The 21,673-nt window shown below is 61.3% G+C and carries 21 protein-coding genes and 1 other RNA gene; 7 read left to right on the plus strand and 15 right to left on the minus strand.

What is annotated here, in order from left to right:
* Nucleotides 1-4 precede the first annotated feature (4 nt).
* From gcvT to LIS66_RS25780, 7 genes are all read right to left on the minus strand, one after another.
* On the minus strand, nt 5-1,087 hold the full coding sequence (gcvT, locus tag LIS66_RS25750) for a glycine cleavage system aminomethyltransferase GcvT (protein ID WP_064364689.1): 1,083 nt from the start codon (nt 1,085-1,087) through the stop codon (nt 5-7).
* Nucleotides 1,088-1,242: 155 nt separating this feature from the next.
* Nucleotides 1,243-2,859, minus strand: coding sequence for an ABC transporter permease (locus LIS66_RS25755; protein ID WP_227973277.1), 1,617 nt, complete (start codon nt 2,857-2,859; stop codon nt 1,243-1,245).
* Between the two features lie 244 nt (nt 2,860-3,103).
* On the minus strand, nt 3,104-4,108 hold the full coding sequence (locus LIS66_RS25760; RefSeq protein WP_123417764.1) for an extracellular solute-binding protein: 1,005 nt from the start codon (nt 4,106-4,108) through the stop codon (nt 3,104-3,106).
* A 222-nt stretch (nt 4,109-4,330) separates the two neighbouring features.
* Nucleotides 4,331-5,548: a 2-octaprenyl-3-methyl-6-methoxy-1,4-benzoquinol hydroxylase gene (locus LIS66_RS25765; RefSeq protein WP_227974549.1), complete on the minus strand. Its 1,218-nt coding sequence runs from the start codon at nt 5,546-5,548 to the stop codon at nt 4,331-4,333.
* A gap of 109 nt (nt 5,549-5,657) precedes the next feature.
* Complete coding sequence (gene ubiH, locus LIS66_RS25770; RefSeq protein WP_227973278.1) at nt 5,658-6,845, minus strand: 2-octaprenyl-6-methoxyphenyl hydroxylase; 1,188 nt, start codon at nt 6,843-6,845, stop codon at nt 5,658-5,660.
* Nucleotides 6,842-8,176 carry a Xaa-Pro aminopeptidase gene (gene pepP, locus LIS66_RS25775; RefSeq protein WP_227973279.1) on the minus strand — a complete coding sequence of 445 codons (1,335 nt, stop codon included), beginning with the start codon at nt 8,174-8,176 and terminating at the stop codon, nt 6,842-6,844. Before pepP ends, ubiH begins: the two co-directional genes overlap by 4 nt.
* A gap of 27 nt (nt 8,177-8,203) precedes the next feature.
* Nucleotides 8,204-8,764 (minus strand): YecA family protein, encoded by a 561-nt coding sequence (locus LIS66_RS25780; RefSeq protein WP_065616333.1) that lies wholly within the window; start codon nt 8,762-8,764, stop codon nt 8,204-8,206.
* A 124-nt stretch (nt 8,765-8,888) separates the two neighbouring features.
* On the opposite strand from LIS66_RS25780, the gene LIS66_RS25785 reads away from it, so the two are divergent.
* The 4 genes from LIS66_RS25785 to LIS66_RS25800 all read left to right on the plus strand — a co-directional run bounded on the left by LIS66_RS25785 (nt 8,889) and on the right by LIS66_RS25800 (nt 10,307).
* Nucleotides 8,889-9,098: a TIGR02449 family protein gene (locus LIS66_RS25785; RefSeq protein WP_007911197.1), complete on the plus strand. Its 210-nt coding sequence runs from the start codon at nt 8,889-8,891 to the stop codon at nt 9,096-9,098.
* Nucleotides 9,095-9,412, plus strand: a complete 318-nt coding sequence (locus LIS66_RS25790) for a cell division protein ZapA (protein ID WP_042607079.1) — start codon at nt 9,095-9,097, stop codon at nt 9,410-9,412. The genes LIS66_RS25785 and LIS66_RS25790 overlap by 4 nt, the downstream gene beginning before the upstream one ends.
* Nucleotides 9,413-9,442: 30 nt before the next feature.
* Nucleotides 9,443-9,621, plus strand: a non-coding RNA gene (ssrS, locus tag LIS66_RS25795) — 6S RNA.
* Nucleotides 9,622-9,701: 80 nt separating this feature from the next.
* Nucleotides 9,702-10,307 (plus strand): 5-formyltetrahydrofolate cyclo-ligase, encoded by a 606-nt coding sequence (locus LIS66_RS25800; RefSeq protein WP_065616334.1) that lies wholly within the window; start codon nt 9,702-9,704, stop codon nt 10,305-10,307.
* A gap of 35 nt (nt 10,308-10,342) precedes the next feature.
* Here the strand turns inward: LIS66_RS25800 and LIS66_RS25805 are convergent, their stop codons facing one another.
* Nucleotides 10,343-10,498, minus strand: a complete 156-nt coding sequence (locus tag LIS66_RS25805) for a hypothetical protein (protein ID WP_007911192.1) — start codon at nt 10,496-10,498, stop codon at nt 10,343-10,345.
* A 197-nt stretch (nt 10,499-10,695) separates the two neighbouring features.
* Here LIS66_RS25805 and LIS66_RS25810 point away from each other — a divergent pair, with 197 nt between their 5' ends.
* On the plus strand, nt 10,696-11,145 hold the full coding sequence (locus LIS66_RS25810; RefSeq protein WP_042607080.1) for an EVE domain-containing protein: 450 nt from the start codon (nt 10,696-10,698) through the stop codon (nt 11,143-11,145).
* A gap of 94 nt (nt 11,146-11,239) precedes the next feature.
* Here LIS66_RS25810 and LIS66_RS25815 read toward each other — a convergent pair whose 3' ends face one another.
* Nucleotides 11,240-11,647, minus strand: coding sequence for a flagellar basal body-associated protein FliL (locus LIS66_RS25815; RefSeq protein ID WP_227973280.1), 408 nt, complete (start codon nt 11,645-11,647; stop codon nt 11,240-11,242).
* A gap of 150 nt (nt 11,648-11,797) precedes the next feature.
* Here LIS66_RS25815 and LIS66_RS25820 point away from each other — a divergent pair, with 150 nt between their 5' ends.
* Both LIS66_RS25820 and glpT read left to right on the plus strand, forming a co-directional pair.
* Nucleotides 11,798-12,775, plus strand: a complete 978-nt coding sequence (locus LIS66_RS25820) for an NADPH:quinone oxidoreductase family protein (RefSeq protein WP_042607081.1) — start codon at nt 11,798-11,800, stop codon at nt 12,773-12,775.
* Nucleotides 12,776-13,032: 257 nt separating this feature from the next.
* On the plus strand, nt 13,033-14,382 hold the full coding sequence (gene glpT / locus LIS66_RS25825) for a glycerol-3-phosphate transporter (protein ID WP_039757430.1): 1,350 nt from the start codon (nt 13,033-13,035) through the stop codon (nt 14,380-14,382).
* On the opposite strand, the gene LIS66_RS25830 is transcribed toward glpT, so the two are convergent.
* From LIS66_RS25830 to trxA, 6 genes are all read right to left on the minus strand, one after another.
* On the minus strand, nt 14,358-15,026 hold the full coding sequence (locus tag LIS66_RS25830) for a gamma-glutamylcyclotransferase (RefSeq protein WP_042607082.1): 669 nt from the start codon (nt 15,024-15,026) through the stop codon (nt 14,358-14,360). The two genes, glpT and LIS66_RS25830, sit on opposite strands and share 25 nt — an antisense overlap.
* A gap of 195 nt (nt 15,027-15,221) precedes the next feature.
* On the minus strand, nt 15,222-16,190 hold the full coding sequence (locus LIS66_RS25835; RefSeq protein ID WP_064364680.1) for a CDP-6-deoxy-delta-3,4-glucoseen reductase: 969 nt from the start codon (nt 16,188-16,190) through the stop codon (nt 15,222-15,224).
* On the minus strand, nt 16,190-17,656 hold the full coding sequence (ubiD, locus tag LIS66_RS25840) for a 4-hydroxy-3-polyprenylbenzoate decarboxylase (RefSeq protein ID WP_227973281.1): 1,467 nt from the start codon (nt 17,654-17,656) through the stop codon (nt 16,190-16,192). The genes LIS66_RS25835 and ubiD overlap by 1 nt, the downstream gene beginning before the upstream one ends.
* Nucleotides 17,657-17,736: 80 nt before the next feature.
* Nucleotides 17,737-19,698, minus strand: coding sequence for an acyltransferase family protein (locus LIS66_RS25845; RefSeq protein WP_227973282.1), 1,962 nt, complete (start codon nt 19,696-19,698; stop codon nt 17,737-17,739).
* A 138-nt stretch (nt 19,699-19,836) separates the two neighbouring features.
* Nucleotides 19,837-21,096 carry a transcription termination factor Rho gene (gene rho, locus LIS66_RS25850; protein ID WP_003229334.1) on the minus strand — a complete coding sequence of 420 codons (1,260 nt, stop codon included), beginning with the start codon at nt 21,094-21,096 and terminating at the stop codon, nt 19,837-19,839.
* Between the two features lie 247 nt (nt 21,097-21,343).
* Nucleotides 21,344-21,673, minus strand: a complete 330-nt coding sequence (trxA, locus tag LIS66_RS25855) for a thioredoxin TrxA (protein WP_042607086.1) — start codon at nt 21,671-21,673, stop codon at nt 21,344-21,346.

The following is a 21,673-nucleotide window of genomic DNA, read 5'->3' on the forward strand; positions in this document are numbered from 1 at the left end:
AAGGTTAGATCAAGGTTTTGCCATGGCGTACGAAGGTCGGTTTGACCACTCGTACCGGGTACCACTTGCCACGGATTTCCACTTCGGCGCGGTCGGCAGTTGCCATCGGCACACGCGCCAGGGCAATCGATTTGCTCAGCGTAGGAGAGAAACTACCACTGGTGATCTCCCCTTCGCCAACATCGGCGATGCGAACCACTTGGTGAGCGCGCAGAACCCCGCGTTCTTCGAGCACCAGACCGACCAGTTTGTGCGCCACGCCGGCGGCTTTTTCCGCCTCCAGCGCCGCGCGGCCGATGAACTGACGCGACGCCGGTTCCCAGGCGATGCTCCAAGCCATGTTCGAGGCCAGCGGCGAAACGTCCTGGTGGATGTCCTGACCGTAGAGGTTCATCCCGGCCTCGACGCGCAAGGTGTCGCGGGCGCCAAGGCCGATCGGCGAAATGCCGGCGCCGACCAGGTCGTTGAAAAAACCCGGCGCCTGATTCGCCGGCAGGCAGATCTCCAGACCATCCTCGCCGGTGTAACCGGTGCGCGCGATGAACCAGTCGCCGTCGATGGCGCCTTCGAAAGGTTTGAGTTGCTGGATCAGCGTGGCGCGGGACTGAGTCACCAGTTCGGCGATCTTGTGCCGGGCCTGCGGGCCCTGGATGGCGAGCATCGCCAGCTCGGAGCGCTCGTGCAGTTGCACGTCGTAAGCGCCGAGCTGGGCGTTCATCCAGGCCAGATCCTGATCGCGGGTAGAGGCGTTGAACACCAGCCGGTAAGCGTCGTCGAGGCGGTAGACGATCATGTCGTCGACGATGCCGCCACGCTCGTTGAGCATGGTGCTGTACAACGCCCGGCCGGGATGCTGCAGGCGCTCGACATCATTGGCCAGCAGATGCTGGAGCCAGGCCTTGGCCTGGGCACCGGTGACATCGATCACGGTCATGTGGGAAACATCGAACACCCCGCAATCGCGGCGCACTTCGTGGTGCTCCTCGACCTGCGAGCCGTAATGCAGTGGCATGTCCCAACCGCCAAAATCGACCATCTTCGCGCCGAGCGCGAGGTGCAGGTCATACAGAGGCGTACGCTGTCCCATGGGTTTCTCCTTCCGGGCGTGGCGAGGGTGCGGACCGCCGCTATACGGCTGAAAGCCTTGATAAATAAGGCTTGCAGCCGATTCCAGCGCACGGGTCTGTCAGACGAACCGCACCGAATGCCGCGCATTGTAGCCGCATGATGTAGGACTCACTACTAAGTGTTTCGGTGCGCTGAGCGTCGAATCAATCCGATCACTGGCAATAGCCCGACCAGCACCAGGGTCAATGCCGGCAATGAGGCGCGCGCCCATTCGCCTTCGCTGGTCATTTCAAAGATGCGCACCGCCAGCGTGTCCCAGCCAAACGGGCGCATCAGCAGGGTCGCGGGCATTTCCTTGAGCACATCGACGAACACCAGCAACGCGGCGCTCAGCGTGCCGGGCAGCAACAGCGGCAGATACACTTTGAAAAACAGTCGCGGCCCACTGACACCCAGGCTACGTGCTGCTTCGGGCAAAGATGGCCGTATACGCGCCAGACTGCTTTCCAGCGGTCCGTAAGCGACGGCGATAAAACGCACCAGATAAGCCATGAGCAAAGCGGCGAGGCTGCCGAGCAACAGTGGTTTGCCGGCACCGCCGAGCCACGCGGAGAGCGGAATCACCAGTTCCCGATCCAGATAACTGAAAGCGAGCATGATCGACACCGCCAGCACCGAACCGGGCAACGCGTAGCCGAGATTGGCCAGGCTGACGCCGGAGTTTATCGTTGGGGTCGGCGCCAGACGCCGGGCGAAAGCCAGCAACAACGCAACGCTGACGGTAATCAGCGCCGCCATCGCGCCCAGATACAACGTGTGCAGGATCAGCCCGGCGTAGCGCTCGTCCAGATCGAAGCGCCCGCGCTGCCAGAACCACACGATCAGTTGCAGCACCGGAATGACGAAGGCGCAGGCGAACACCAATCCACACCAGCCCGTCGCCGCAAACGCTTTGAGCCCGCGCAGGTGATACAGCGCTTTCACCCGTGGCCGTTCATTGCTGGCCCGGTTCGCCCCGCGTGCCCGGCGTTCGCCGTACAGCACCAGCATTACCACCAACAGCAACAGACTCGCCAGTTGCGCGGCGCTGGGCAGGCTGAAGAAGCCGTACCAGGTTTTGTAGATGGCGGTGGTGAAGGTGTCGAAATTGAACACCGACACCGCGCCGAAATCGGCCAGGGTTTCCATCAGCGCCAGCGCCACACCGGCACCAATCGCCGGACGCGCCATCGGCAACGCGACCCGCCAGAACGCCTGCCACGGCGATTGTCCGAGCACCCGCGCCGCCTCCATCAACCCTTTCCCCTGGGCCAGAAACGCGGTGCGCGCCAGCAGGTAAACGTAGGGATAAAACACCAGCACCAGCACCACAATCACCCCGCCGGTGGAGCGCACCCGGGGCAGGCGCAGGCCCGTGCCGAACCATTCGCGGAACAGGCTCTGCACCGGGCCGGCGAAATCCAGCAGGCCGACGAAAACGAACGCCAGTACATACGCTGGAATGGCAAAGGGCAGCATCAGCGCCCAGTCGAGCCAGCGCCGACCGGGGAATTCGCAGAGGCTGGTCAGCCAGGCCAGGCTGACACCGAGCAGCGTCACGCCGACACCGACGCCGAGGATCAGCGTCAGGGTATTGCCGAGCAGACGCGGCATCTGGGTTTCCCACAGGTGCGACCAGATCTGCTGATCGATGGTCTGCCACGACAGCAGCAACACGCTCAGCGGCAACAGCACCAGCGCAGCGATGGCGAAGACGATGGGGTACCAGCGGCGTTGGGCGGGGTGGGCCACTTTAGGGTCTCTGGAGGTATTGGCGTGGTCTTGGATTGCGTGTTCCAGGTTGAGAGTGCTGCCCTCACCCTGGCCCTCTCCCGGAGGGAGAGGGGACTGACCGCGTCGCTTGTACGTATTATGCCGATCTGAGGTAGCAAGCCGAACTCAGGTTCGAATCCAACACAAATCGGCTGCCTCTCCCTCCGGGAGAGGGCTGGGGTGAGGGCAGCGATCTAAAGTAAACGGTGTTATCGGAACAGACTCAATTCCACCCCGCCCGATCCATCATCCGGATCGCTTCGGCCTGGCGTTTGCCCGCGACCTCGACCGGCAAGGTATCGGCCACGAACTTGCCCCACGCCGCGACTTCTTCCGAGGGTGCCACAGCCGGGTTGGCCGGGAATTCCTGATTCACATCAGCAAAAATCTTCTGCGCCTCAGGGGTGGTCATCCATTCGACCAGCGCCTTGGCCGCTTCCGGGTGCGGTGCATGCTTGGTCAGGCCGATGCCCGACAGATTCACATGCACGCCGCGATCAGCCTGATTCGGCCAGAACAGCTTCACCGGCAATTCAGGCTTCTGCTTGTGCAGGCGACCGTAGTAATAAGTGTTGACGATGCCGACGTCACACTGCCCGGCGTTGATCGCTTCCAGCACCGCAACGTCATCGGAGAACACGTCAGTGGACAGGTTGTTGACCCAGCCCTTGAGGATTTTCTCGGTCTTCTCGGCGCCGTGGACTTCGATCATGGTCGCGGTCAGCGACTGGTTGTAGACCTTCTTCGCCGTGCGCAGGCACAAGCGACCTTCCCAGTTCTTGTCGGCCAGCGCTTCGTAGGTGGTCAGTTCGCCCGGTTTCACCCGCTCGGTGGAATAGGCGATGGTCCGGGCGCGCAGGCTCAGGCCGGTCCAGGCGTGAGTGGAGGAGCGATATTGCGGCGGAATGTTGGTGTCGATGGTCTTCGAGGTGAACGGCTGCAGAATGCCCATCTGCTCGGCCTGCCAGAGGTTGCCGGCATCGACAGTGAGCAGCAGGTCGGCGGTGGCGTTTTCACCTTCGGCCTTGATGCGCTGCATCAGCGGCGCTTCCTTGTCGGTGATGAACTTGATCTTCACCCCGGTCTTGGCGGTGTAGGCATCGAATACCGGCTTGATCAGCTCATCGATACGCGACGAGTAGACCACCACCTCATCGGCAGCCTGGGCAGTGGTGCTGCCGATCAGGGTCAAGGCCAGTGCGGTCAGAAGACGCTTGGGTGCCAACATGGGAGTGGTCTCTCGGTCGGAAAATGTGGGCCAAATGATAAGGACTCACATTTACCACCACAATCGAACACTGGGTGAAGGCGTTACCAGATGTTGCACAGTCGGAATGCTGTGGTTGAACCGACTGGCGCCATCGCGAGCAGGCTCACTCCTACAATTGGCATGCGTTCCCCTGTAGGAGTGAGCCTGCTCGCGATGAGGCCATTAAATTCAATGCACATCTCAGGGCTTGGCGAGCGCTGGAAGATCCCCGGTCAACCCCAGCGCCTCGCGCACAAACAACGCCTTGGCCTCGGGCATCTGCTCGACCAGTTTCAACCCGGTATTGCGCAGCCAGCGCAGCGGCAGCGGATCGGCCTGGAACAAGCGCTCAAAGCCTTCCATCGCCGCCATCAGCGCCAGGTTATGCGGCATGCGCCGACGCTCGTAGCGGCTCAGCACTTTCACGTCCGCCAATCGCTGGCCGCGCTCATGCGCTTGCAGCAACACTTGCGCCAGTACCGCTGCATCGAGGAAACCGAGATTCACGCCCTGCCCCGCCAATGGGTGAATGGTATGTGCCGCGTCACCGATCAAGGCCAGGCCTTCCGCGACGTAGCGCTTGGCATGGCGCTGACGCAGCGGCACGCACAGACGCGGATCGGCGCTGATCACTTCACCGAGGCGTCCCTCAAAGGCTCGCTCCAGTTCGGCGCAAAACCCAGCGTCGTCCAGCACCATCAAGCGCTCGGCTTCACTCGGCGTGGTCGACCAGACGATCGAGCACCAGTCCTGCTGGCCATCGCGTTCCAGCGGCAGAAATGCCAACGGCCCGTGATCGGTAAAGCGCTGCCACGCGGTTTTGCGGTGCGGCTGGCTGCAGCGCACGCTGGTGACGATGGCGTGATGCAGGTAATCCCACTCGCGAGTGGCCACGCCGGTGAGACGGCGCACTGCAGAATTGGCGCCATCCGCCGCGATCACCAGCGGCGCGCGCAGGGTGCGGCCGTCAGCCAGGGTCAGCAGCCAGTCATCGCCGGAGCGACGCATCTGCTCCAGCCGCGCGTTGGCGAGCAGGCCCAGATCGCAGCTGTGCAAACGTTCGAGCAGGGCGTCCTGGACCACGCGGTTTTCAACGATGTGGCCGAGCACATCGGCATGCACGCTGCTCGCCGAGAAATGAATCTGCCCGGTGCCGCTGCCGTCCCAGACGTGCATGTCGGTGTACGGACTGCTGCGCCGTTGGGCGATGCCATCCCACACGCCGAGGCGTTCGAGGATGCGCTGGCTCGCCGCCGACAACGCACTGACCCGCGGTTCAAACGCCGCTTCGGCATCGAACGGCTTCACGCTCAACGGACTGCCATCGAGCAGCAGCACTTCCAGGCCGCTGTCCTGTAGCGCCAGCGCCAAGGCGCTGCCGACCATTCCGGCTCCGACAATCAGCATATCTGCGCGCATTTCCATGCTTTAGGCCTGTCTCGCTTGCGGCTTGCGCCGCACGTAATGGGTTTTACCGAGCGCGCCAGTGGGCGGCGCGATCCTGAAAATGAAAGTGCCGGGCGGCCACTCAAGCATCCGGACGCGTCCCCAAGCCCATCGCCTGACGGGCGAACCAGCGTTTCGCCGGCGGCAGCAGATCGAGCCCGAGCAGGCCGAGGTTGCGCCCCAGCGACACCAGCGGCTGGGTGCTGCCGAACAACCGCGTGACCTGATCGGAGAAGCCCACGGTCAGGTCCTGATCGAGGCGCTGCCGCTCGCGGTAGGCCTGCAACGTGGCGAAGTCGCCCAGCGGCTTGTCACTGGCCAGCAGCGCAGTCGCCAGGGCGTCGGCGTCACGCAGCGACAGGTTGAAGCCCTGGCCGGCGATCGGATGCAGGCTGTGCGCGGCGTTACCGAGCACAGCCAGGTGCGAACGCACCTGTTCTTCAGCCTCGATCAGTGACAGCGGATACAGATGCCGCGCGCCGACCTGTTTCAAGGTGCCGAGGCGGTAACCGAACACGCCTTGCAGCTCGCTGAGAAATTCGCGCTCGCTCAACTCGGTCAGGCGCTGCGCATCCATGCCCAGTCGGGTCCAGACCAACGCGCAGCGGTTGTCCGGCAGCGGCAGCAGCGCCATCGGCCCTTCATCGGTAAAGCGCTCGAAGGCCATGCCGTTGTGCGCCTCACTCGGGGTGATGTTGGCGATCAGCGCGCTCTGGTTGTACGGGCGCTTGCGCACGTTGATGCCCAGTTGTTCGCGCAACCCGGAGCGGCCGCCATCGGCGAGCACCGCGAGGTCGCATTCCAGGGTGGTTTCATCGTTGAGGGTCAGGCGATAGCCATCGGCCAACGGCTCCATGCGCGTGACTTCCGCCGGGCAGCGCCAAGTGATCACGTCTTTGTCGAGGTGCTGCCACAGGCACTGGCCGAGCCAGGCGTTTTCCACCACGTAACCGAGCGCGGGCACGCCCTCTTGCATCGCCGACAAACGCGCGGTGGAGAAACGGCCCCGGTCGGAGACGTGAATCTGTTTGATCGGCTCGGCGCGGCGGGAGATTTCCTGCCAGACGCCGAGGCGCTGGTAAATCTGCCGCGAGCCGAAGGACAGCGCCGAAGAGCGTGCGTCGTAGCTCGGCTGCCAGCTGTCGCCGGGAGCGAACGGTTCGATCAGGACGATTTTCCAGCCTTGCGCCTTGGCTCCGGCCTGCAAGGCCAACGCCAGGCTGGCGCCGACCAGACCGCCACCGATAATTGCCAGATTGACTCGACTCATGCTGCGTGTGTCCTTGCCTGTGCCATCAGCGCTTCGATCTCGGCGACGGTTTTTGGCACACCGCTGGTGAGAATTTCACAACCGGATCGCGTTACGACCACGTCGTCCTCGATGCGCACGCCAATGCCGCGCCATTTCTTCGGCACGCTCTGATTGTCCGGGGCGATGTAGATGCCCGGTTCCACGGTCAGCGCCATGCCGACTTCCAGCACGCGCCATTCGCCGCCGACCTTGTATTCGCCAACGTCATGCACATCCATGCCCAGCCAGTGGCCGGCGCGGTGCATATAAAAAGCCTTGTAGGCTTCGCTGGCGATCAACTCGTCAACTTCGCCCTGCAACAAACCCAGCTTGACCAGACCTGTGGTGATCACCCGCACCGTGGCTTCGTGCGCCTGGTTCCAGTGCTTGTTCGGGGCGATTTCGGCGAATGCTGCTTCCTGGGAAGCCAGCACCAATTCGTAGATCGCTTTCTGCTCGGGCGAAAACTTGCCGTTGACCGGCCAGGTGCGGGTGATGTCGCTGGCGTAGCAGTCGATCTCGCAACCGGCGTCGATCAACACCAGATCACCGTCCTTGAGCAGCGCGTCATTCTGCTGGTAATGCAGGATGCAGCTGTTGCGTCCGGCGGCGACGATCGAGCCGTAGGCCGGCATCTTCGCTCCGCCCTTGCGGAATTCGTAATCCAGTTCGGCTTCGAGGCTGTATTCATACAGTCCTGGACGGCAGGCCTGCATCGCGCGGATATGCGCTTGCGCCGAAATCCGCGCAGCCTCGCGCATCACCTTCACTTCTGCCGCCGATTTATACAGGCGCATGTCGTGCAGCAGATGATCCAGGGCAACGAATTCATTCGGCGGCTGCGCACCAAGGTGCGCCTTGGAGCGGATCACGTTGATCCACTCCATCAGGTGCCGATCGAATTCCGGGTTGCTGCCCATCGCCGAATAGACCCGGTCGCGGCCTTCGATCAGGCCCGGGAGGATGTCGTCGATGTCGGTAATCGGAAACGCATCATCGGCGCCGTATTCGCTGATCGCGCCTTCTTGCCCGGCGCGCAAGCCATCCCACAATTCGCGCTCGGCGTTGCGTTCACGGCAGAACAGGATGTACTCGCCATGCTCGCGCCCGGGCATCAGCACGATGACGGCTTGCGGCTCGGGAAAACCGCTGAGGTACTGGAAGTCGCTGTCCTGACGGTAGACGTGCTCGACGTCCCGGTTGCGAATAGCGACCGCGGCGGCGGGCAGGATCGCGATGCTGTTGGGTTCCATCTGCGCCATCAGGGCCTTGCGGCGACGGCTGTATTCCGCTTTGGGGATATGGGTCATGGGCAGATGGCTTTCCCTGGCACGCGATTAATGCAGCGACGGCTTGGCGGCTGGCGGCACGTCGGCTTTCTTGGTTTCCGAGAACAGCAGCAGCGGCGCGACGCGCAGGTACTCCATGACTTCCATGTAGTCGGTTTCGCCGTCTTCGGATTCTTCCAGCGCATCCTGGACCTGGGAAATCGCCGCCAGATCCTGCAGCACTTCGTTGGCTTCCGTGCTGAGCATGCTGCTGTCGCGGCAGTTCAGGCCGAAACCGCTGAGGAAGCCCTGGCACCATTCGCCCAGAGCAGCGGCGCGGTCGGCCAGCGGTGCATCGTCGGTCGGCAGCAGCAGAACGACGGTGACATCGTCGCCGGTCAGCTCGCCCTTGACCATCTCCTGCAGGCCAATCAGGGCGTTGCGGACGTTGTCCTGGATATCGCCTTCGAGCAGTTCGGCGGCGTCGATCAGCCAGCCTTCATGATCGAAGCCGGCCCCGGCGCAACTGCGCCCGAGCAGCACGCCGTGCAGTTCGGCAGGCGAGACGTTGTGGCCGCTGGCAGTCAGCAGGGTGGCAAAGGCTTGGTACGGGGAATTCGCAATGGTCATGGGCAGCTAGGCGCCAGACGGCGCTATGTCTAGAATGAAGGCCTTGTATCCTACATCGACAGCCCCGCCAAGACCATTAAAGGCTGTCCGCCAGTCACCCCCATCAGACGAACACGTGGACCCAATGGAAGACACCGACCTGCAAGCGCTGATGGCCAGACTCGAACTGCTGATTGGCCGAGTCGAGCAACTTAAGAGTCAAAACGCACTCTTACTAGCTCAGGAAAAAACCTGGCGCGAGGAACGCGCTCACCTCATTGAAAAAAACGAAATCGCCCGGCGTAAGGTCGAATCGATGATTTCGCGCCTCAAGGCCCTGGAGCAAGACTCATGAGTTCAAGCAATAGCGTTACCGTGCAGATCCTCGACAAAGAGTATTCGATCATCTGCCCGCCGGAAGAACGCAGCAATCTGGTCAGTGCCGCCCGCTACCTGGACGGCAAGATGCGCGAGATCCGCAGCAGCGGCAAAGTCATCGGTGCCGACCGCATTGCCGTGATGGCCGCGCTGAACATCACCCACGACCTGTTGCACAAAGAAGAGCGCCCGGATATCCAGGCCAGCGGTTCGACCCGCGAACAGGTGCGCGACTTGCTCGATCGTGTCGATCTGGTCCTGGCCGACGATCAGAGTACCGCCAAGGGCTGATTCGACTGGCAGCTTCAGGTATACTCGCCCCACTCCCTGGGGTGCTTGCCAGTTGACGATGTCCCGGAGCCGATTCGCACTACCCTGGAAGTTGCACGTTGGGCTGGTGTGCATGTCCGCTAGACGGAAAGCCTTAAAGTCTACTGCTTCTTCCACCTTGAACTTTCGGGTTCAAGGGCTGAGTTGACAGCGGTTCATCCGGGGAGCCTGATTCGAATCCGATGTCGGTACATGCCGACATCGGATTTTTTATGCGTACGTTTTTGCATCCACCTGCCGAAGCCGAACCATGACCGAACCCGCCCTGCTGCCCCGCCCGCAACTCCGCCGCCTGCTGCGCAAGGCGCGCCGCGCACTGACGTCGGGCGAACAACGTCAGGCTGCCAAGGGTCTGTTCCGGCAATTGGCCCAAGACCCGCATTTTCGCCGGGCGAAACATATCTCTCTGTATTTGCCCACCGACGGTGAAATCGATCCGCGCCTGCTCCTGCGCGAAGCCCAGCGGCGCGGCAAGGCAACTTATCTGCCTGTACTCAGCGCCTGGCCACGAACGAAGATGGTTTTCCAGCGTATTCGCCCCGGCGAAAAGCTCACTCCCAATCGTTTCCGCATCCTTGAGCCCCGGGCCAATCTGGCTCGACAACGCAAGGTCTGGGCGCTGGATCTGGTGCTGTTGCCACTGGTGGGGTTTGACGATGTTGGCGGGCGCCTGGGCATGGGCGGCGGATTTTATGATCGCAGCCTCGCCTATCTGGCCCGGCGCAAGAACTGGCGCAAGCCGACGCTGCTGGGCCTGGCCCATGAATGTCAGAAGGTCGAGCGTTTGGCGCAGGCGAGCTGGGATGTCCCGTTACAAGGCACGGTCACCGACAAGGCATGGTATTTCGCAGAGTAGACGCCGCACAGAACAGCGGCGTCGAAGAGACAGGTTCAGCGTTTGAAAGCGGTCGACTGTTGCACCTGTTGCGCCACTTCGATCGGCGCGTCGGCCTTGTTGGCCCACAGGCTCTGCGCGTAACCGGTGGTTACCACGCCCAGGCCAAACAAAATTACCAAAGTCCATAGCAAATCCGGTTTGCGTTTCATCGATTGCCCCCCTCAAGGCACATCATCACGATGACAGCAGCGGTTTCCGTTCGTAGGCCGTGCAGCAGCGTCAAGCTTTAAAGGCCGGCATTTTGCGGCAACGTGAACCTGTGCGCAAACGCTGACGTCAACCGACTGTCGGTTTGTCATAAAATTGCCCGACAACCTGCCCAATGACCGCTTCAGGAGCAAATGACATGGCCTACTGGCTGATGAAATCGGAGCCCGACGAACTCTCGATCAAGGGTCTGGAAAAGCTCGGCAAGGCGCGCTGGGACGGCGTTCGCAATTATCAGGCGCGCAATTTCCTGCGGGCGATGGCGGTGGGTGACGAGTTCTTTTTCTATCATTCCAGCTGTCCGGAGCCGGGAATTGCCGGAATCGGCAAGATAATCGAAGCGGCGTACCCCGATCCGACGGCACTTGAGCCCGACAGTCACTACTTCGATCCGAAAGCTACGCCGGAGAAAAATGCCTGGAGCGCGATCGATGTCGAGCATGTCGAGACGTTTGCGCGGGTGTTGAAGCTGGATTATCTGAAGCAGCAGACGGCGCTGGCCGAGATGCCGCTGGTGCAGAAGGGCTCGCGGTTGTCGGTGATGCCGGTGACGGCGGAGCAATGGGCGGCGGTGATTGCCCTGCGCTAAAGCGCAAAAGATCGCAGCCTTCGGCAGCTCCTACAGGGGGCTTGCGTTCCAAATGTAGGAGCTGCCGAAGGCTGCGATCTTTTGATTTTATGTCTTACTGGATGATCAGGTTGTTGAACAACAGATCCTCAACCACTGGCTTGCCGGTCTCGTCATTCATGACCTGCTGGGTCTGCTTCAACGCTTCCTGACGCAGCTTTTCCTTGCCCTCGATGCTGCCCATCGCCTCGGTGGTCTGCTGAGTGAACAGCGCCACCAGTTGATTGCGGATCAGCGGCTCGTTGGCCTTGACCAGTTTGGCCGCCTCTTCGCCAGTGACGCGCAGGGCCACGTCGGCCTTGTAGACCTTGAGCTTGGCGGTGCCATCGAGGCCGTAATTGCCGACGAACGGCGGGCTCAGGGTGATGTAATTGACCTTCGGCGCCTCGCCTTCTTTGGCTTCTTCCGCCAGTGCTGCCACAGGCAGAGACAGGGCCAGCAACAACATGATCCACGCTTTCACAATTCGCTCCTTATCCGGTTTGCGGCCTAGCATAGCGACCCGCCGCGCAAGCACAAGCTTATGGCTGACTATCAGGGTCGGGCATGCTCGTTGACCCGTTGATTCACACACCTACACTTATCGGCCATCACTCCCAAAGGAATAGCCCTGATGAAAGCCGTGCTGTGCAAAGCCTTCGGCCCTGCCGAATCGCTGGTGCTGGAAGACGTCGCCAGTCCTGTCGCCAAGAAGAACGAAATCCTGCTGGACGTGCACGCCGCCGGGGTCAATTTCCCGGACACGCTGATCATCGAGGGCAAATACCAGTTCAAACCGCCCTTCCCGTTCTCGCCGGGCGGTGAAGCGGCCGGGGTGGTGCGCGAAGTCGGGGAAAAGGTCAGTCACCTGAAAGTCGGCGACCGGGTCATGGCGCTGACCGGCTGGGGCAGTTTTGCCGAGCAGGTTGCGGTGCCGGGCTACAACGTCCTGCCGATTCCGCCGTCGATGGACTTCAACATTGCCGCTGCTTTCAGCATGACCTACGGCACCTCCATGCACGCGCTCAGGCAGCGCGCCAACCTGCAAGCGGGCGAAACCCTGCTGGTTCTCGGTGCATCCGGTGGTGTGGGCCTCGCCGCGGTGGAGATCGGCAAAGCCATGGGCGCCCGGGTGATCGCCGCCGCCAGCAGCGCCGAGAAACTCGCGGTGGCCAAGGCTGCCGGGGCTGACGAGTTGATCAACTACAGCGAAAGCAATCTGAAGGACGAAATCAAACGCCTCACCGACGGCCAGGGCGCCGACGTGATTTACGACCCGGTTGGCGGCGACCTGTTCGACCAGGCCATCCGCGCCATCGCCTGGAACGGCCGCCTGCTGGTCGTCGGCTTCGCGAGCGGACGCATCCCGGAACTGCCGGTGAACCTGGCCCTGCTCAAAGGCGCGGCGGTGCTCGGCGTATTCTGGGGCTCGTTCGCCCAGCGCCAGCCCCAGGACAATGCAGCGAACTTTGCCCAACTGTTCGGCTGGTTCGCCGAGGGCAAACTCAAACCGCTGGTGTCGCAGGTGTATCCGCTGAGCAATGCCGCGCAAGCGATCGATGATCTTGGCCAGCGCAAGGCTGTGGGCAAGGTTGTCGTTCAGGTTCGTTAAGACTACGGCGCGATCCGGGCCCGCAACCCGGATCGCTTCAATACTGAGATCCGCCTCTTCAATACGTTAAGCCGCAGAAAGCCACCCGAGCCACCATTCCCTCTGCGCCGCATAGTTATCTCAGAGCGACATGTTCATAAAGGAACGCTCAACTGCGCAAATTTCCGCTGTTTTGCCGACGTGAAGCAATGCTATTTTCGGTAACGAAACTGTAACATTCGCATCCGCAGTCAAAACAAGAAAACTGGAGCTCTTGAATGTTTGCTTTCTTTCGTCCTGCCGCACATCAGGCTCCTTTGCCTGAAGAAAAAATAGACAGCACCTACCGACGCCTGCGCTGGCAGATCTTCGCCGGTATCTTTATCGGCTACGCCGGCTACTACCTGCTGCGCAAGAACTTCTCCCTGGCCATGCCTTACCTGATCGACGAAGGCTACAGCCGTGGCGACCTCGGCCTGGCGATGTCGGCGATCGCCATTGCCTACGGTCTGTCGAAGTTCCTCATGGGCCTGGTGTCCGACCGTTCCAACCCGCGTTTCTTCCTGCCGTTCGGTCTGCTGGTCTCGGCCGGGGTGATGTTCATTTTCGGTTTCGCGCCGTGGGCAACATCCAGCGTGACGATGATGTTCATCCTCCTGTTCATCAACGGCTGGGCGCAGGGCATGGGCTGGCCGCCGAGCGGACGGACCATGGTGCACTGGTGGTCGCAGAAGGAACGCGGCGGCGTGGTGTCGGTGTGGAACGTGGCGCATAACGTCGGCGGCGGTCTGATCGGCCCGCTGTTCCTGATCGGCATGGGCCTGTTCAACGACTGGCACGCGGCGTTCTACGTCCCGGCAGCGGTCGCGCTGGGCGTTGCGGTGTTTGCGTTCATCACCATGCGCGACACCCCGCAATCGGTCGGCCTGCCGCCGATCGAGCAGTACAAGAACGATTATCCGGAAGGCTACGACGCCAGCCACGAAGACGAATTCAGCGCCAAGGAAATCTTCGTCAAATACGTGCTGCGCAACAAAATGCTCTGGTACATCGCCATGGCCAACGTTTTCGTCTACCTGCTGCGCTACGGCGTGCTGGACTGGGCGCCGACCTACCTGAAGGAAGCCAAGGGTTTCACCGTGGATAAAACCTCGTGGGCCTACTTCTTCTACGAGTGGGCGGGCATTCCGGGGACGCTACTGTGCGGCTGGATGTCGGACAAGATCTTCCGTGGCAACCGTGGCCTGACCGGCATGGTGTTCATGGCGCTGGTGACCGTGGCGACGCTGGTGTACTGGCTGAATCCGGCCGGCAACCCGATGGTCGACATGATCGCCCTGTTGTCGATCGGCTTCCTGATCTACGGCCCGGTCATGCTGATCGGCCTGCAGGCACTGGAACTGGCACCGAAGAAGGCCGCCGGCACCGCAGCGGGATTCACCGGTCTGTTCGGTTATCTGGGTGGTTCGGTCGCGGCCAGTGCGGCGATGGGCTACACCGTTGACCATTTCGGCTGGGACGGCGGTTTCGTCCTGCTGGTCGGCGCTTGCCTGCTGGCGATGGCCTTCCTCGCGCCAACGCTATGGCACAAGCAGGTCGCCAGTCAGAGCCGCGAAGCGGTCGCCTGATCGCTGTGTGATTTACAGCGCTTGAGCCGCGCTTCCAGATTGCGGTCTGGCATGGCGTGGCTGCGCAGGGCGTGCACGGTCTGCTCGACATAATCGCGAGTGGTGCCGTAACGCCCGCTGGCGCTGGCGAACACCTGGCTGAGCACATGATCCGGCAAGTTGCCGGCATAACTCGGCAGGTGACGCTCCAGAACGAATCCCAAGGCCTGCACCTGAGTGCCATCTTCGAGCCGGCAATTGAGCCAGTGCGGACGATACGAGGGAAACGGCATCTCGCGTTTCCACAGCGCGTACAGCGCGGTATCGAGATTGTCTTCCGGCAAGCGGTAGGCAAAACCGCTGCAGGAACCGCCACGATCCAGACCGAACACCAGACCGGGCATCTCCGGCGTACCACGGTGCTCATGCGACCACAGGTACAAGCCGCGATGGTAACCATGCACGCGACCGCGCATACGCTCAACGGCCGTGCATTCCGGACGCCAGATCAGCGAGCCATAGGCGAACAGCCACACCGGCCCGCCCTTGTGGCGCGCCATGGTCGATTGCATGGAAGCGAGAAGTTGTTCGTGCGTCAGCTGCGGCCCAAGATCGAGCCGCGGAGGGTAAGCCAGATTCAGAATTGCGTTTTCAATGGCGCTCATGGCGAATAGCGTTCAGCTCCCCGCGGGTGAAGAATTACTTAATAGAACGCACCGCTGTAACAATAAGGCACATATGTTTCGAGGCAAATAAAGTGCCATGACACTGGCGGTGATTAATTACCTGATTGATATATAACCTAGCGGTATTTGTGCAATTACATAAATACCGATCGGCTATATACCCAGTTATAAGTATCAGCCGCGCGGGGCATAGGCGAACACGTCGGCGCGCATCTGATGCGCATCCATTCCCGCCTCAACCAGCGCGTCCAGCGTGCCATAAACCATCGCCGGCGAACCGCTGGCATAGACGTGCAGCGGCTTCAGGTCAGGGAAATCCTCGCAAACCGCCTCGTGCAACATGCCGCAGCGCCCTTCCCAGCCGCACTGGTCGCTGACGACCTTGTGCAGAAACAGGTTGGGCAGCTTCAGCCATTCGTCCCAGTGCTCGATCTGATAGAAATCTTCCGGACGGCGCACACCCCAGTACAGATGCACCGGATGCTTGAAACCTTCGGCGCGGCAATGCTCGATCAGGCTGTGAATCTGGCCCATGCCGGTGCCAGCGGCAATCAGCACCAGCGGGCCTTCGGGCAGCTCCGCAAGGTGTGTGTCGCCAAACGGCAGCTCGACACGCACCATCGGGTTGCGTTGCAGCTGTTCGATCAGGCTCAGCGCACTGGCTTCGCGCGCCAGCACGTGGATTTCCAGATCACGCCCGCCGTGGGGTGCCGAAGCCATGGAGAACGCCGATTTCTCGCCGCTCTCACGCTCGATCATCAAATACTGCCCGGCGTGATAACGCGGTGGCTTGCCCGCCGGTGCACGCAGACGCACGCGCCAGGTATCGCCGCCCACCTCGCGGCACTCGATGACCTGACACGACAGGCTGCGCACCGGCAGCTCACCCAATGCGAGCACGCCATCCCACAACAGCACGCAGTCTTCCAGCGGTTCGGCGATGCAGGTGTAGAACTCGCCGTGGTCGTGGACTTTGCCCGCCTGCTCGACGCGGCCTTCGACCAACAGCGCTGCACACACGTGGCAATTGCCGTTGCGGCAGCTTTGCGGGCAGTCATAGCCCAGGCGCCGCGCGCCGTCGAGAATCCGCTCACCGGGTTGTATCTCGAGGACCGCTCCGGAAGGCTGCAGGGTTACACGCATCAATCTATTCCTAACTGATTCCAGATGGCATCGATCCGTTGGGTGACGGCGTCGTCCTTGACGATCACGCGGCCCCACTCGCGGGTGGTTTCGCCCGGCCACTTGTGGGTGGCATCCAGGCCCATTTTCGAGCCCAGGCCGGAAATCGGCGAGGCGAAGTCGAGGTAGTCGATCGGCGTGTTATCGATCATCACCGTATCGCGCTTGGGGTCCATGCGCGTGGTGATGGCCCAGATCACGTCGTTCCAGTCGCGGGCGTTGATATCGTCGTCAGTGACGATAACGAACTTGGTGTACATGAACTGTCGCAAAAACGACCAGACGCCGAGCATCACGCGCTTGGCATGCCCCGGATACGACTTCTTCATTGTCACCACGGCCATGCGGTACGAGCAGCCTTCCGGCGGCAGGTAGAAGTCGGTGATCTCCGGGAATTGCTTCTGCAGGATCGGTACGAACACTTCATTCAGCGCCACGCCGAGAATCGCCGGCTCATCCGGCGGACGGCCGGTGTAAGTGCTGTGATAGATCGGTTTGATCCGGTGGGTGATGCGCTCGACGGTGAACGCCGGGAAGCTGTCGACTTCGTTGTAGTAACCGGTGTGGTCGCCATACGGGCCTTCGTCGGCCATTTCGCCCGGATGAATCACGCCTTCGAGGATGATTTCGGCGGTGGCCGGCACTTGCAGGTCGTTGCCACGGCACTTGACCAGCTCGGTGCGGTTACCGCGCAAGAGACCGGCGAAAGCGTATTCGGAAAGGCTGTCCGGCACCGGGGTTACAGCGCCAAGGATAGTCGCCGGATCAGCGCCAAGGGCCACCGACACCGGGAACGGCTGCCCCGGATGCTTCTCGCACCACTCGCGGAAGTCGAGAGCACCGCCACGATGGCTGAGCCAGCGCATGATCACCTTGTTGCGACCGATCACTTGCTGACGGTAGATGCCGAGGTTCTGACGTTCCTTGTTCGGGCCTTTGGTGACCGTCAGGCCCCAGGTGATCAGCGGGCCAACGTCGCCGGGCCAGCAGGTCTGCACCGGCAGCATTGCCAGATCGACGTCGTCACCTTCGATGACCACTTCCTGACACACCGCGTCTTTGACGACTTTCGGCGCCATGGAAATGATCTTGCGGAAGATCGGCAGTTTCGACCATGCGTCCTTCAAGCCCTTCGGCGGCTCCGGTTCCTTGAGGAAGGCCAGCAGCTTGCCGATTTCGCGCAGTTCGCTGACCGACTCGGCGCCCATGCCCATGGCCACGCGCTCGGGGGTGCCGAACAGGTTGCCGAGCACCGGGATGTCGTAACCGGTGGGTTTTTCGAACAGCAGCGCCGGGCCTTTGGCCCGCAACGTGCGGTCGCACACCTCAGTCATCTCCAGCACCGGCGAGACGGGAATCTGGATGCGTTTCAACTCTCCGCGCTGCTCAAGCTGCTGCACGAAATCCCGAAGATCCTTGAATTTCATTGACGATGGCACCCTCAAAATAGGCGTACATCCTACCTGCTCTGACGGGCAAACAGCAGCCCGTCAGTGCCCGGCATCGCTCAATTGTGGCTAGCACCCAGCAGCATCGGCGCAAACAACGGGCTGAGTCTGGCGCTGCCGGCGTCGGAAAGATGGTCGGCATCCTTGTACTGCGAGTGGCCGTCGACATCGATCATGCACAAGCCGTCCTTGCACATCAACGGCGTCGGGTCGATGACGTGCACCCCGGCATCCGCGGCATTCATCGAGCCGAACAGCTCGGTGAAAAACTGCTGGCGAGCCAGATGCTCGGCGAGCGGGCGGCCCAATCCTTCGGCCGAGCGGCCAATACGCGCCAGACTGGTCAAGCGGCTGATGTAACTCTTGTGCTGCAGTGGCACCTCCTTGAACAACCAGACCTGCACGCCCGCCTCACGCAATTCGCTGACCTGAGCCTTGATTGCCGCTGCCATGCGCTTTTCCGATTGCGCGACATTGCGCGAAGGGTCGAGGAGGAACTGCTTGTCGCCGTCGCCGTCCTCGCGGCCGTAGACATACAGACTCCAGTTCGCCGCCAACACCACGTCCTTGATACCCAGCTCGCGGACCAGCTGCATATTGCGCTGGTTGAACTGCTTGCATTGCGCGCGCAGGGCGTCGTCGATGATCGGTGGGCATCCGGTGAGGCTGTACAGCCAGACCGGCTGACCGTCACGCTGGCTATTGCCTTCGATGGCGGGCAGCAGCGCGGCGGTGTGGCTGTCACCCCAGAACATTTTCGTCGGCGCAATTTTCTGATCGCCGCCCACGCGACACGCCTTGTCCAGGGTTTTGTCCTTGCTCATGTGCATGCATTGCATCTGCCCGGCGTTCCACTCCTGGGACTGGGCATATTCCAGCGCTTTGCCGCTCAGACGCTCGGGCACGCCGTCCGCCGAACGGATGGCCGAACCGACCACCGCCAGGACGGCAATCGACACCAGGCCACCGACCAACACCGAGTTTCGACTGGCGAACACGCGTTTTTCGCGAAACGGCAGCTCGACAAAGCGCAGACTCAGCCAAGCCAGTGCGACCGCCAGCGCGATCCAGCCAAGCGCTTCAAGCGGCTGGATGCCGTCGATCGAGATAGCATTGGCATACACGTAGATCGGCCAGTGCCACAGGTATAGCGAGTAGGACAACAGACCGATCCACACCATTGGCCGCAGACTCAACACCTGGCCGGCCAGGGTCGGGCCGCGAGCGCCCGACCAGATCAATGCGCTGGTACCGAGCACCGGCAGCAACGCTGCCCAGCCCGGGAACACGGTGGTTTTGTTGAATGTGAAGATTGCCAATAGCACCGCCGCCAGTCCGGCCAGGCCGACGGTCTGCCGAAACCAAAGCCGCGGCGCGGGTTTTGCTGTCGGCAACACTGCGAGCATGGCGCCGCAGAGCAACTCCCAGGCGCGGGTCGGCAGGGAGAAGAAGGCGAATTCCGGGCGACGCTCGATGTAGACGATGTTCAGCCCGAACGACACCAGCAGCACGGCGAACAGCATCCAGCGCCAATGCCGGACATAGCGCATCAGCAGCACCATCATCAGCGGGAAGAAGATGTAGTACTGCTCCTCCACGGCCAGCGACCAGGTATGCAGCAAGGGTTTAAGATCGGAGGCCGGGGCGAAGTAGCCGTCCTCGCGCATGAACAGGATGTTGGAAATGAACAGCGACTGATAGCGAATCGTTCGTCCCAGATCGGACAGATCCTTGGCGGTCAGCAGCAACCAGCCCAGCGCCAGAGTCACCACTACGACCAGCGTCAGCGCCGGCAGAATGCGTCGAGCGCGACGGCCCCAGAAGTCGAGAAAGCTGAAACGCTGGGCACTGATTTCGCGAAACAGGATCGAGGTGATCAGAAACCCGGAGATGACGAAGAAAACATCCACGCCGACAAATCCGCCGCTGAACGTATTGAATCCGAAATGAAACAGCACGACGGGAAGAACCGCGAGCGCGCGTAAACCGTCGATATCACGGCGATTGCCAAACGTGTGCATGAAAAACCTTACCTGTTCTGGATACAGAATCCCTTGAAGGCGCGACGTTAGCAGCCGCGCAAACTTCAATCCAGATACAAATAATCGCGGGCAAAAAAAAGCGCCCCTCGCGGGACGCCTTTTCAACAGCGCAGAATATTACTTGCGCTTCATCGACAAGAAGAACTCGTCGTTGGTCTTGGTCGTCTTCAGCTTGTCGACCAGGAACTCGATGGCGGCAACTTCGTCCATCGGGTGCAGCAGCTTGCGCAGAATCCACATGCGCTGCAGTTCGTCGTCGGCAGTCAGCAACTCTTCGCGGCGGGTGCCGGAACGGTTGATGTTGATGGCCGGGAACACACGCTTCTCGGCAATCTTGCGATCCAGAGGCAGTTCCATGTTGCCGGTACCCTTGAACTCTTCGTAGATCACTTCGTCCATCTTCGAGCCGGTTTCAACCAGCGCGGTGGCGATAATGGTCAGCGAGCCGCCTTCTTCGATGTTGCGCGCGGCACCAAAGAAACGTTTCGGCTTCTCCAGGGCGTGGGCATCGACACCACCGGTCAGGACCTTGCCGGAGCTCGGGATCACGGTGTTGTAGGCACGGGCCAGACGGGTGATGGAGTCGAGCAGGATCACCACGTCTTTCTTGTGTTCGACCAGGCGCTTGGCCTTCTCGATCACCATTTCAGCTACCTGGACGTGACGGGTCGGCGGCTCGTCGAAAGTCGAGGCAACCACTTCGCCGCGCACGGTGCGCTGCATTTCGGTCACTTCTTCCGGACGCTCGTCGATCAACAGCACGATCAGGTGAACTTCAGGGTTGTTGCGGGCGATGTTCGCTGCGATGTTCTGCAGCATGATCGTTTTACCGGCCTTCGGCGGCGCAACGATCAGACCACGCTGGCCTTTGCCGATCGGCGCACACAGGTCGATCACGCGACCGGTCAGGTCTTCGGTGGAACCGTTGCCGGCTTCCATCTTCATGCGCACGGTCGGGAACAGCGGGGTCAGGTTCTCGAAGAGAATCTTGTTTTTCGCGTTCTCCGGACGATCGAAGTTGATCGTGTCGACCTTGAGCAGGGCGAAATACCGCTCGCCTTCCTTCGGAGGGCGGATCTTGCCAACGATGGTGTCACCGGTGCGCAAGTTGAAGCGGCGGATCTGGCTCGGCGAGACGTAGATGTCGTCAGGGCCGGCGAGGTAGGAAGCGTCTGCGGAGCGCAGGAAGCCGAAGCCGTCCTGGAGAATCTCCAGCACGCCATCACCGGAGATTTCCTCGCCGCTTTTCGCGTGCTTTTTCAGCAGGGAGAAAATCACGTCCTGCTTGCGCGAACGGGCCATATTTTCTATGCCCATCTGTTCGGCCAATTCGAGCAGTTCGGTAATCGGCTTTTGCTTGAGTTCAGTCAGATTCATATAGGAATGACGTAATCATTTATGGAGGGGGGAAATTAAGCTTTTGGCTTAATGAGGCCGCGCCGCGGAGAAGGCGACAGGATCGCGAACTAATTCGAAAAGGAGTGCGTCGGCGACGGCTAGCAGGGGGCATTGGAGAAACCAGTGCGGGGCCGAATGTACCACCTGAGTTTCGGAGCGTCCAGCCCTGAATACGCAAAAAGCCCCGCGAAGTGCGGGGCTTTTTTTCAGCGTTTTACTGCGACGCTCAGATGTTGGCGTCGAGGAAAGCCGCCAGTTGCGACTTCGACAGTGCGCCGACCTTGGTCGCTTCAACGTTGCCGTTCTTGAACAGCATCAGCGTCGGGATACCACGCACGCCATGCTTGGCCGGGGTTTCCTGGTTTTCGTCGATGTTCAGTTTGGCGACGGTCAGCTTGCCTTTATAGGTCTCGGCAATCTCGTCCAGAACCGGTGCGATCATTTTGCAAGGGCCGCACCATTCAGCCCAGTAGTCGACCAGGACAGCGCCTTCGGCCTTGATTACGTCGGCTTCGAAGCTAGCGTCGCTAACGTGTTTGATCAGATCGCTGCTCAT

Source organism: Pseudomonas sp. HN2 (genome assembly GCF_020736465.1).
Classification (GTDB): Bacteria; Pseudomonadota; Gammaproteobacteria; order Pseudomonadales; family Pseudomonadaceae; genus Aquipseudomonas; species Aquipseudomonas moraviensis_A.